Origin of the sequence: Bradyrhizobium sp. McL0615 (genome assembly GCF_049993905.1) — a bacterium.
Lineage (GTDB): Bacteria > Pseudomonadota > Alphaproteobacteria > Rhizobiales > Xanthobacteraceae > Bradyrhizobium.
Genome location: NZ_CP188254.1, coordinates 2,753,421 through 2,765,950 on the forward strand (window position 1 = coordinate 2,753,421; position 12,530 = coordinate 2,765,950).

General features: G+C 64.3%; 8 protein-coding genes. 6 read left to right on the top strand and 2 right to left on the bottom strand.

The window, feature by feature from the left end:
• Positions 1-60 precede the first annotated feature (60 nt).
• Entirely contained in the window at positions 61-1,503 is a 1,443-nt protein-coding gene (locus ACPPVP_RS13185) for an amidohydrolase family protein (RefSeq protein WP_426534812.1), read from the top strand.
• Between the two features lie 208 nt (positions 1,504-1,711).
• Complete coding sequence (locus ACPPVP_RS13190) at positions 1,712-5,032, top strand: carboxyl transferase domain-containing protein (protein WP_426534814.1); 3,321 nt, start codon at positions 1,712-1,714, stop codon at positions 5,030-5,032.
• 207 nt (positions 5,033-5,239) lie between these two features.
• Here the strand turns inward: ACPPVP_RS13190 and ACPPVP_RS13195 are convergent, their stop codons facing one another.
• A complete protein-coding gene (locus tag ACPPVP_RS13195) occupies positions 5,240-6,868 on the bottom strand; it encodes a flavin-containing monooxygenase (protein WP_426534815.1) in 1,629 nt (542 codons plus the stop codon).
• A gap of 165 nt (positions 6,869-7,033) precedes the next feature.
• On the opposite strand from ACPPVP_RS13195, the gene ACPPVP_RS13200 reads away from it, so the two are divergent.
• The 4 genes from ACPPVP_RS13200 (at position 7,034) to ACPPVP_RS13215 (ending at position 11,553) form a co-directional block, all read left to right on the top strand.
• Entirely contained in the window at positions 7,034-8,260 is a 1,227-nt protein-coding gene (locus tag ACPPVP_RS13200; protein ID WP_426534817.1) for a cytochrome P450, read from the top strand.
• Between the two features lie 129 nt (positions 8,261-8,389).
• Positions 8,390-9,991, top strand: coding sequence for a GMC family oxidoreductase (locus tag ACPPVP_RS13205; RefSeq protein ID WP_426534819.1), 1,602 nt, complete (start codon positions 8,390-8,392; stop codon positions 9,989-9,991).
• A 7-nt stretch (positions 9,992-9,998) separates the two neighbouring features.
• The gene (locus tag ACPPVP_RS13210; protein ID WP_426534821.1) at positions 9,999-10,445 is read left to right on the top strand and encodes a hypothetical protein; all 447 of its coding nucleotides are present in this window, start codon (positions 9,999-10,001) and stop codon (positions 10,443-10,445) included.
• An 85-nt stretch (positions 10,446-10,530) separates the two neighbouring features.
• Entirely contained in the window at positions 10,531-11,553 is a 1,023-nt protein-coding gene (locus tag ACPPVP_RS13215) for a S1C family serine protease (RefSeq protein ID WP_426534823.1), read from the top strand.
• Positions 11,554-11,744: 191 nt separating this feature from the next.
• Here the strand turns inward: ACPPVP_RS13215 and ACPPVP_RS13220 are convergent, their stop codons facing one another.
• Positions 11,745-12,527 (bottom strand): alpha/beta fold hydrolase, encoded by a 783-nt coding sequence (locus ACPPVP_RS13220; RefSeq protein ID WP_426534825.1) that lies wholly within the window; start codon positions 12,525-12,527, stop codon positions 11,745-11,747.
• Positions 12,528-12,530 lie beyond the last annotated feature (3 nt).

Consider the following 12,530-nt stretch of genomic DNA (forward strand, 5'->3'; position numbering starts at 1 on the left):
TTTCTTTTTGCGCGAGATGGATTGCTTCGCTGCGCTCGCCAATGACGGGGAGGGTGCGTCATGACCTTGGAAGTTGCCGCACACAGCCTGTTCTCCGGCCCGGACCGCGGCGTGCTGGAAAACGTCGTTCTCCAGCACGCCAACGGCATCATCACCGATATCTCCGCCGGCGCGCCGCCCGCCACAGGCCCGCGCTGCCTCGTGCTTCCCGCTTTCGTCAACGCCCACGACCACGCGCGCCCGACGGCGTCCTCGTTCGGCGCGCTCGGCATGCCCTTGGAAAGCTGGATCCTGCGCTCCGCACTCGGCACGCCGGTCGATCCCTATCTGACCGCAGCTTCCGCGCTGGCACGTTCGGCGCGCGCCGGCTGCGCGGCGATGATGATCCATTACACCCGTCCGAGCGGCACCATGCCGCTGGTCGAGGAAGCCAGCGCGATTGCCCGCGCGGCGTCCGACGTCGGCATCCGCATCGCATTCGCGCTTGCGGTGCGTGACCGGAATCCGGTCGTGTATGGCGATGAAGGACCGCTTCTCTCCGGTCTTTCCAAGGACGATCGCAGCACGATCGAGCAGATGTTCGTTCGCGCGCCGATATCGCCGAAAGCCTATATCGAGCTGACGGATGCGATTGCCGCTGATATCGCGGGGCCGAAGGTCGATGTACAGCTTGGTCCGGCCGGCGTGCAGTGGTGCTCAAAACCGCTGCTGGAGGCGGTGGCGGAGAATTCAGCACAGACCGGCCGCCGCATCCACATGCATCTGTTGGAGACCATCTATCAGCGCGCCTGGGCGGATCAGCATTTTCCTGATGGTATCGTCCGTTATCTCCATGACATCGGCTTCCTCTCGGAGCGTCTGACGCTGGCCCACTGCATCCATGCCCGTCCCGACGAGATCGAGATGATCGCAGCCTCCGGCGCGCGCATCGTCACCAATTTCTCCTCCAATATGCACCTGCGCTCCGGCTTGGCGCCGATCGCCGCTGCACATAAATGCGGCTGCGCCATTGCGGTCGGCGTCGACGGGCTGGCGCTCGACGAGGACGACGACGTGCTGCGCGAGATGCGGCTGGTGCAGATGATGCACGGCGGTCTCGGCTTCCAGCGAATCTGGACCTGTTCCGAATTCCTCGGCCTCGCCATCGCCAACGGCCGCAAGGCGACCGGCGCGCCCGGAACCGGCGCGCTTGTGCCCGGCGCGCCGGCCGATTTCGTCACCATCGATCTGGACCGGCTCGACCGGGACCAGATCATGCCGGTCGACCCGATCGACCTCCTGTTCGCGCGCGGCAATGCCTCTCTCCTGCGCGATGTCGTTGTGGATGGGCGGAAGATCGTCAGCGAAGGCCGTAGCACCGGCGTCGATCTCCCGGCGATCGAGGAGGAACTGCGCGGAATTTACCGTGCCAACGCGGGGAAGCTCTCCGGCTTCCAGCGCGCCTGGCCGCCGCTGTCGGCGTCGCTGCAGAACTGGTTCGAAACGCAGCTCGATTGCAGATAGACCGCTAAGCGCCTCATCCTGCTGTGTGAATTCCGTGCGGTGGAAGGAAATTCCACTTGCGCAGAATCCCGGCAAAGGTTTCATGTTCAGCAAAGAGAAACGCGCCGGCGGCCGTATCGTGCTGCCGTTCGGTGCAATGGGGAGGCACGCGGGGCGAGGTGAGTCGGTTACCCGTTCGTTTCGCTCCGGTGCCTGAACGGAAACGTCGATGTCTTTCCACAAGCTGCTGATCGCCAACCGCGGCGAAATCGCTATCCGCATCGCGCGGGCGGCCGGAGACGCCGGCCTGGCCACCGTCGCGATCCATTCCGCTGACGACGCGCAATCGATGCATGTCCGCGCCGCCGACGCCGCTCAAGAAATTCCCGGGCGCGGCGCACGGGCCTATCTCGATATCGAGGCCGTGATATCAGCCGCCAAGGCGACTGAATGCGACGCCATCCATCCCGGCTATGGCTTTCTCAGCGAGAACGCCACACTGGCCCGGCGCTGCGTCGAGGAAAGCATCGTCTTCGTCGGGCCGTCTCCCGACGCGCTCGAGCTGTTCGGCGACAAGGCGCAGGCCAAGGCGCTGGCAAAGCGATGCGGCGTGCCCATCATCGAGGGCACCGGCGGGCCGACCAGCCTGGAGGAAGCAAGGGCTTTCCTTGAGTCCCAGGGCGAGCGCGGCGCCATCATGATCAAGGCGATCGCTGGCGGCGGCGGCCGCGGCATGCGCATCGTCGACGAGGCCGGCAAGCTGGAGGAGGCCTATGCACGTTGCCAGTCCGAGGCGATGGCCGCCTTTGGCAGCGACGGGGTTTATGTCGAGCGCCTGATCCGCAACGCCCGCCACATCGAGGTGCAGATCATCTGCGACCATTTTGGTGCGATCAGCCATCTCTGGGAGCGCGAATGCACTATCCAGCGCCGCAACCAGAAGCTCATCGAGGTCGCGCCGAGCCCGTCGCTGAACGATGCGTTGCGCGGCCGGATCATCGATGCCGCCAAGGAACTCGCAGCGGCCGCCAACTACGAGAATCTCGGCACCTTCGAATTCCTGGTCGATAACGACGCCGGAAAGGGCGAGCATGCGTTCGCCTTTATCGAGGCCAATCCGCGGCTGCAGGTCGAGCATACCGTCACCGAGGAGGTGCTCGGCCTCGATCTCGTGCAGTCGCAGCTCGCGGTCGCGGCCGGCGCCACGCTCGGTTCGCTCGGGCTGGCGCAGGCGTATATTCCAAAGCCACGCGGCTTTGCGATGCAGCTCCGCGTCAACATGGAGGTGATGGACGAGGCCGGCGGGACCAAGCCTACCGGTGGAACGCTGGCGATGTTCGACCTGCCGGCCGGCCCCGGTGTTCGCGTCGATACGTTTGGCTATTCGGGGTACCGCACCAGCACCGCCTTCGACTCGCTGCTCGCCAAGGTCATCGTGCATTCGCCGGATGGCAACTGGACCGACGTCGTGCACAAGGCGACGCGGACGCTGCGCGAGTTCCGGGTTGGCGGCGTCGCCACCAACATCCCCTTCCTGGCGGCGATTTTGGCGCATCCGGATTTTGTCGAGAATCGTCTCAGCACCGGCTTCATCGAGGCCCATGTCGCCGATCTCGTCGGCGAGGCCAAAGCGACCGCCGAGACGGAACTGGTCGAATCCGGCGACGTCGCCGATGACGAGACGCTCGCGCTTGCGGTCGCGGCATCAGCAACCGGGCCGGCCGGCTCGATCGCGGTGCCGGCGCCGTTGCAGGGCACGATTGTTGCCATCGATGTCGAGGAGGGAGATCTCGTCCGCCCCGGCCAGCAGATCGCCGTGCTGGAATCCATGAAGATGGAGCATCTTGTCACCGCGCCGCATGGCGGCAGGGTCACGATGGTCGCGGCGGAAGCCGGCGTGACACTGATGCAGGACGAGGCGATCCTCTATCTGGAGCCTGCGGAGATCGACGCCCATAACGAGACTGAGGAGGAGGATGTCGATCTCGATCATATCCGCCCCGATCTGGCTGAACTGATCGAGCGCCACGCCGTCACGCTGGATGAAAACCGTCCGGCCTCGGTCGAGCGCCGCCGCAAGACCAACCAGCGCACCGCGCGCGAGAACGTCGCCGATCTCGTCGATGACGGCTCCTTTGTCGAATATGGCTCGCTCGCCATCGCCGCGCAGCGTCGGCGCCGTGCGGTCGACGACCTCATCCGCAACACCCCGGCCGACGGCCTGATCTCCGGCGTCGCCACCGTGAACGCGGAAAAATTCGGTGCGGATGCCGCCCGCTGCATGGTGATCTCTTATGACTACACCGTGCTGGCCGGCACCCAGGGCCACATGAACCACAAGAAGATCGACCGCATGCTGGGACTGGCCGAGCAATGGCGGCTGCCGCTGGTGTTTTACGCCGAAGGCGGCGGCGGCCGGCCCGGCGACACCGACCGGCTCGGCATGACCGGGCTCGACGGGCCGTCCTTCGTGCAATTCGCCAAGCTTTCGGGGCTGGTGCCCGTGATCGGCATCGTCTCCGGCTATTGTTTTGCCGGCAACGCTGCGATGCTCGGCTGCTGCGACGTCATCATCGCCACGATGAACGCTTCGATCGGCATGGGCGGCCCCGCGATGATCGAAGGCGGCGGCCTCGGCGTCTACCATCCGGCCGAAGTGGGGCCGGTGTCGTTCCAGTCGCCGAACGGCGTCATCGACATTCTGGTCGAGGACGAGGCGGAAGCGACGGCGGCTGCGCAAAAATATCTGTCGTATTTTCAGGGCGCGGTCGCCGACTGGAAGGCGCCGGACCAGCGCCTGCTGCGGCAGGCGATCCCGGAAAACCGCTTGCGAGTTTACGACATCCGCAACGTGATCGATCTGTTGGCCGACGAAGACTCAGTCCTGGAAATCCGCCGGAATTTTGGGATCGGCATGATCACCGCCTTCATCCGCATCGAAGGAAAGCCGTTCGGCCTGATCGCCAACAATCCAAAGCACCTCGGCGGCGCGATCGACGCGCCGGCCGGCGACAAGGCCGCGCGTTTCATGCAGCTCTGCGATGCCTTTGACATTCCGATCCTGTCGCTGTGCGATACGCCGGGCTTCATGGTTGGACCCGAAGCGGAAAAGTCCGCGATCGTACGCCATGTCGCGCGGATGTTCGTGACCGGCGCCAGCCTCACCGTGCCGCTGTTCGGCATCGTCCTGCGCAAGGGCTATGGCCTGGGCGCGCAATCGATGATCGGCGGCGGCTTCCACGCCTCCTTCTTCACGGTGGCCTGGCCGACCGGCGAGTTCGGCGGCATGGGCCTCGAAGGTTACGTCCGGCTCGGCTTCCGCAAGGAGATGGAAGCGATCGAGGACCCGGCCGAGCGCGAGGAATACTACCAGGCCAAGGTCGCCGAGCTCTACGCCAACGGCAAGGCGGTCTCGATCGCCTCGGTACTCGAGATCGACGAAGTGATCGATCCCGCCGACACGCGGCAGTGGATCATGGCAGGCCTGCGCTCGGTGCCGAAGCCGGAAGCGCGTACGACGAAGAAGCGGCCGTGTATTGACGCATGGTGATGTCGTAGGGTGGGCGAGCGAAGCGACCCCGGGGACCGGTCCCGCATATCGCTAACGCTCATGCGGGCTACAGATCAACCGCAAGTCCCGTAGGGTGGGCAGAGGAGCGAAGCGACGTGCCCACCATCTATCACCGAGCGCGCTGCGAGATGGTGGGCACGCTTCGCTTTGCCCACCCTACGGCGGTGGTACGCTTTTCGCCAAACGCTACCCCAGCCGCAACTCCCCATACCCCTTCGCCGCGACCTCGTCGCACCTGGCGCGGTAGGCCGGCGCGCTGCCGCTGTAGCGGGCGACGATGCGGGTCTGCTTGCCCTCGACGTTTGAGTTGATGCCGGTCATCCAGGAATCGACCTCGTTGGCGAGCAATCCCTCGCCAAGCGCCTTGACGTGATCGGTCCAGGATTGCACGCCCTCCGGCGTCGCCTCCAGCCGCGTCAGTTTGTTGTCCACGGCAAAGCGGATCAGACCGGTCACCCAGTCTACGCTGTACTCGATGCTGCGCGGAATGTTGCCGAGCGCGGTGTGCGGTCCCATCAGCATCAGCATGTTGGGAAATTCATGGACCATGATGCCGAGATAGGTCTCGGGTCCCTTGTTCCATTTGTCCTTCAGCCGCGTGCCGCCGCTCCCTCGGAAATCGATCTTGTCAAAGCTGCCGGTGATGGCGTCGAAACCCGTCGCATAGATGATGATATCGAATTCGTACTCCTTCTCGCTGGTCTTGATGCCCTTCGGCGTGATGCGCTCGATCGGCGTTTCCTTGATGTCGACCAGCTCGACATTGTCCTGGTTGTACACCTCGTAATAGAAGGTCTCGAGCGGTAGCCGTCGGGTACCGAAGCCGTGATTCCTTGGGATCAGCTTCTCGGCCACGGCCTGGTTCTTCACCCGCTCACGGATCTTGCGCGCGACGAAATCGGAGATCGTCGCGTTCGCCTTTCGATCGGTCAGGATGTCGTTGAAATTGCCTACCCAGATGCCGAAGCCGCGCTCGCCATAGAGCCTTTCATAATTGGCCTCGCGTTCCTCGTCGGAGACCTCGAACGCGCTGCGCGGGTCGGGCGTGTGAATGAAGCAGGCAAACGTCTCGCGGCAGCGCGCGAATATCTCGGGATAGCCGGCCTTGATCCTGGCCTGCGTCTCGGCGTCTATCTTGCCGTTGTGCAGCGGCGCGGCCCAATTGGCCGTACGCTGAAACACCGTGAGATGGCCGACCTGGCCCGCAATGGTCTGGATCGTCTGGATGCCGGTCGCGCCGGTGCCGATCACCGCCACGCGCTTGCCGGCGAAATCCACCGGCTCCTTCGGCCATCGTGCGGTGTGGAACGACGCCCCCTTGAAATCGTCGCGCCCCTCGACCCGGGGCAGGGTGGGAGTCGACAACGGTCCAATCGCGGTAATCAGGAAGCGCGAACTGAAACGGCTGCCGTCTTCGAGGGTGATGATCCAACTCCGCGAAGCGTCCTCGTAAACCGCCGCCATAACCCGGCTGCGAAACTGGATATCGTGGCGCAGGTCGAACTTGTCGGCGACATGGTTGAGATAGCGCAGCGTTTCCGGCTGGCCGGCAAAATGCTCCGACCAGTCCCATTCCTGCAGCAACTCCTTGGAGAACGAATAGCCATAGGAGTAGCTTTCGGAATCGAAGCGCGCGCCGGGATAGCGGTTCCAGTACCAGGTGCCGCCGACATCGGTCCCGGCCTCGAACACCCGGACGCGCAAACCCTGCTCGCGCAATCGATAAAGCTGGTACAGGCCCGACATGCCCGCGCCGATGATGATGGCGTCGAAATCCGGAATCGGCGTCGCTCCCTCGCTGGTGGTTTGCGCCAAGGCTATCCGGTCTCGTGGCGGCGGACAAACCCTGCATGGACGCGTGGCAGGGTTGCAGGTTTGCCGCTGGCCGGTCTCGGTCGGCTTTACTCACCACCGCATCTGCCCCTATCGTCGGGATCAGGACCGCCGATCAAGCGGCGAAAGCAGGAGGGGAGGGAAGCGATGGTCCAGGCGCTGCAGCGCAAGCTGACGTCGGTCGACGTCAGCGATCCCCAGCTTTATCAGGACGACACCTGGCGGCCGCTGTTCGAGCAGCTCCGCCGTGACGATCCTGTGCATTATTGCGAGGCGTCGCGGTTCGGGCCGTACTGGTCGGTGACGCGCTACGACGACATTTTTGCGGCCGAGCTTGATCACGAGAACTATTCGTCGAGTTCGGAGCTCGGCGGTATTCAGGTGGCCGACCAGCCGAAGGGGCGTGAGATCTCGAATTTCATCCGGATGGACCCACCCGGTCACACCGCGCAGCGACGCACCGTTGCGCCGATTGTGGCGCCGTCCAATCTCGCCAATTTTGAGCCGCTGATCCGCAAGCGGACTGCGGACGTGCTGGACGCGTTGCCGCGCAACGAGATCTTTGACTGGGCCGAGCGGGTCTCGACCGATCTGACCAACATGATGTTGACGACATTGTTCGATTTTCCCTGGGAAGATCGCATGAAGCTGAGCTGGTGGTCGGATGTGGCGATTGCCAATGTCGATTCGCCGGACGCCGTCGTGCATTCGGAAACCGAGCGTTACGATGAATTGGCCAGGATGGGCGACTATTTCCGCAAATTGTGGGACGTACGTGCGAATGCGTCGCCGACCTTCGACCTGGTTTCGATGCTGGCGCATTCCGAGGCGACGCGCCATCTGCAGCCGCGCGAGTTCATCGGCACGATGGCGCTGCTGATCGTTGGCGGCAACGACACCACGCGCAACTCGATGAGCGGCGGCTTGGTGGCGCTGGTCGAAAACCCCGGGCAGTTCGAACTGGTCCGCGCGCGCCGCGAATTGCTCCCGAACCTCGTTTCCGAAATTATCCGCTATCACACGCCGGTGCTGCATATGCGCCGCACCGCGCGCCACGACACCGAACTCGCCGGCCGCCGCATCGGCAAGGGTGACAAGGTGGTGATGTGGTACATCTCCGGCAACCGCGACGAAACCAAGATCGACCGCGCCGATGAATTCATCATCGACCGCGCCAAGCCGCGCCAGCATCTCGCCTTCGGCGCCGGCATCCACCGCTGCGTCGGCGACCGCCTCGCCGAGCAGCAAATCCGCATCCTCTGGGAGGAAATATTGAACCGCGACCTTCGCTTTGAAATCACCGGCGCGCCACAGCGGCTATATTCGAATTTCATCCGCGGCATCCGTACCCTTCCGGGTAAGATTGTGAACTAGCCCGTCATTCCGGGGCGATGCGTCAGCATCGAACTATGGTGCGCACTTGCGCACCTGAGAATCTCGAGGTTCCGGGTTCATCGCTCCGCGATGCCCCGGAACGACAAGACAGAATTTTAAGGAACAAGAATGAAGCACGATCCCGTTGACGTCCTGATCATCGGCGCCGGCGCATCCGGCGCGGCGGTGGCGTGGAGCCTGGCCGATACCAAGATGCACATCCTCTGCCTCGATCAGGGCGGCTGGATGAACCCGTCGGACTATCCGAGCACGGGCCGTGACTGGGAGGCGAAGTTTTATGGCGACTGGTCGACCAGCCCGAACATCCGCGGCCGGCCCGAGGATTATCCTGTTAACGACGACAACTCGCCGATCAAGGTGGTGAACTTCAACGGCGTCGGCGGCTCGACGGTGATGTACACCGCGCATTGGCCGCGGCTGCACCCATCCGATTTCAAGGTGAGGACGCTCGACGGCGTCGCTGACGACTGGCCGATCGATTACGACGCGCTCACCCCGTTCTTCGAAGAGAACGACCGGATGATGGGCGTCTCGGGCCTGTCGGGCGATCCGCGCTCACCACTGACGCACCCGCCGATGCCGCCGCAGCCGCTCGGGCTCTCAGGTCCGCTGATCGGCAACGCCATGAACAAGCTCGGCTGGCACTGGTGGCCGTCGGACACGACCGTCGCGACGATGGACTACGAGGGCAGGGCGCGCTGCATCAACCTCGGCCATTGCACGCCGGCCTGCGCGCAGGGCGCCAAAGCGTCGACCGACATCACCTATTGGCCACACGCGATCCGTGCGGGGGTCGAGGTCAAGACCCATTGCCGCGTGCGCGAAATTCTCACCAACGAGCACGGCATGGCCTCGGGCGTCGTCTACTACGACAAGGATGGTGTCGAGCAGTTTCAGCCGGCCGAGGTCGTCATCATTGCCTGTAATGGCGTCGGAACGCCGCGGTTGCTCCTGAACTCGGTTTCCGGCCGCTTCCCGAACGGGCTTGCCAATTCGTCCGGCCTGGTCGGCAAGAACCTGATGTTCCATCCCTATGCGCAGATCTACGGTTTTGTGAAGGAGCCGACTGACAGCAACCGTGCGCCGCCGACTTGCCTCTGGAGCAAAGAATTCTACGACACGGATCTCTCGCGCGGTTTTGTCCGCGGCTACGGAATCCAGTTCGGCCGCGGCGCGGGGCCGGTGTTCGAAGCTGTCGCGAGCGAGCAGAAGGGCATCTTGCCGTGGGGCGTGGATCATCACCGTGTGTTCCGAAAGCTCAACGGTCATCGCCTCGCGGTGTCTGCGATCTGCGAGGATTTGCCGGAGGAGCACAACCGCGTCACACTCGATCCCGTGCTGAAGGACGGCAACGGACTCCCCGCGCCGAAGATCGATTACACGATCAGCGAGAACAGCCGGAAGATGATGGACCATGGTCTGGCGCGCGGCCGGGAGATTCTCGAAGCTGCCGGGGCCACCGATATCTGCATGAACAATCCAATTCCCTGGGGCGGCTGGCATCTGCTCGGGACCGCGCGGATGGGCACCGATCCCGCGCGCTCCGTGGTGAACGAATGGGGCCGCTCGCACGACGTGAAGAATCTCTTCATCGTCGACGGCAGCGTGTTCGTGACCTCAGGCGGCGTGAACCCGACCTCGACCATCCAGGCGATCGCGCTCTACGTCGCCGACCAGATGAAGCAACGCCTTGCCAACCTCTTCGACTGAGATCGCCATGTCTGCAAATGAATTAACCTCGACCCAGCGCGACAACCTCCGCACCGTCGCCGCGATGATCATTCCCGTCAGCGAGGAGTACAAAGTGCCCGGCGCGGACGATCCCGCGATCCAGGCCGACATGCTGGCCACACTCGGCCGCGACACCGCGTTGGTGAGGCAGGCGCTCGATCATCTCGCGCGCCTTGCAGGCCAGCCGCTGGCCGAACTCGAACCCGCCAAACGCGAGGCGATCGCGAACGAGTTCCGCGCCACCGGCGGCGCCGCAGCAGCGACACTCGTCCGCGTCGTTCTGCAATGCTACTACCGCGATGACCGCGTGCTGCGCTCGCTTGGCCTCGAACTCCGTGCACCGTTCCCAAAGGGCTACACGCTGGAACAAGGCGACTGGTCGCTGCTCGATCCCGTCAAGGCGCGGTCGGGGACGCTCAGGCGGGCGCAATAGCAGGCAGGGCAGCCTTGCGCGCAGGCCAAGGCTCTTGCGAGGACGCGCCACGGCCACCATTTGGTGAGACCGAAGGAAGCTCGCCATGCTGGATTTTACCTCAAATATTGCCAGCGACGACCTGTCGCCGGCTCCCGAACCCGCCCCTGCGGACGATCAGGCGCTGCTTGATGCCTATTCCAACGCCGTGATCGGCGTGACCGAACGCGTCGGGCCTGCTGTCGTGCGTGTCGAAACCGGTCCAAAAGTGCGCTCGGCGCGCGAGCGCGGCGGACTTGGCTCGGGCATCGTCATTTCGCCCGACGGCCTGGTGCTGACCAACAGCCATGTGGTCGGATCGTCGAAAGAGATCAGGCTCCGCGACACCGAGGGCTTTGTCACCGATGCCCACGTACTTGGCGTCGATCCCGATACCGACCTCGCCTTGTTGCGGGCCGATGGCGCACGCGATCTGCATTATGCCTCGCTCGGCAATTCCAAGAGCCTGCGCCGCGGTCAGCTCGTTGTCGCGATCGGCAATCCCCTGGGATTCGAATCGACGGTGACCGCAGGCGTGGTGTCGGCACTCGGCCGCTCGATCCGCTCGGTGAGCGGACGGACCATCGAGGACGTCATCCAGACCGATGCCGCGCTCAACCCCGGTAATTCCGGCGGGCCATTGGTTTCGTCGTCGGCTGAAGTCATCGGCATCAACACCGCCATCATTAACGGCGCGCAGGGCATCTGCTTTGCGGTCGCGAGCAACACCGCGCAATTCGTGCTGTCGGAGATCATCCGCCACGGCTATGTCCGCCGCGCCTATATCGGCGTCGCCGGCCAGACCGCACCGATCCCGCGGCGCCATGCGGTGGTCGCCGGCGTCGATAACGCGATGGGCGCACTGCTGGCGCAGATCGAGCCGGACAGCCCGGCCGCCAAGGCGGGCTTGCTGCCGGGCGATGTCGTGATCAAGCTCGACGGCGTCGAGATCAACGGCGTCGACGATTTGATTCGCGCGCTGGACCGCGATCGTATTGACCGCACGCTGTCGATGGACGTGCTGCGCATGGGAAGGTTGCGCGGCATCGACATCCATCCGGTGGAGCGGAAGCCGGCGGCGCGGCAGTGACGATCGCCCTTTCTTCACCCGCCCCTTGAGGGGGCGGGTCGGCTCGCATGAAGCGCAGCGAAATGCGAGACGGGGCGGGGTGACAGTCTCCCAACACGGACGCTGTTGGACGTGGAGAGACCGTCACCCCACCTCGGTTCGCATTGCATGCGAACCGATCCTCCCCCTTCAGGGGAGGATAAGACTCGCCGCTACTCCCGCAACGCCGCGAGCAACTCGTCCGGCGCCTCGGCCATGATCATGTGGCCGGCGCCCGGAACGACAACGGTGCGCGCGTTCGGCGTCGCTGCGGCCAATGTCTTGCCGGCCTTCGCAGGCGTCATCATGTCGCGCTCACCGAGAATGAAGGTCGCAGGCACCTTGACCTGTGCGGCGGCCGTCAGCGCGTTCTGATACGAATTGCACGCGTTGAGATCATTGTACAGTACACCCTGCCGCGTCTGCTGCAGCACGCGTTGCGCGCCCTGGTGCATCCACAGTCCCGGTGCGAGGCTGCCGCCGAGTTCGGCTTTGAAACCGAGGCCCCAGATCGACACCATGTCGAAGGCATCCGGGCTGTTGGCCTCGGCCGCCTTGAGCAGATCAGGGCCGACCGTCATCGTGGCCGCCGTTCCGATCAGGCTAAGGCCCGAAACCTTCTCGGGATGTCGCGCGGACGTCTCCAGCGCAATCAGCGATCCCATCGAGTGGCCGACGAGCTTGGCTTTCGGCGTGCCGGCGGCGTCGAGCAGCGCCGCAGTCCAATCGGCCATGTCGGCGATGGTCGGCAACAGCTTGCCCGCTGAGCGGCCATGGCCGGGCAAATCCGGCGCCAGCACCGAATAGCCGTGATGCGCGAACCAGCGGCTGTGCAGCGCCCAGGTCGAATGATCGAACCCTGCGCCATGCAGCAGGACCACGGCTGGCAGCGACGGATCGAACGGGCGGCCGCCGGTGGCAACGAAGACATCAGCACCATTCACGGAAAGCTGCATGGC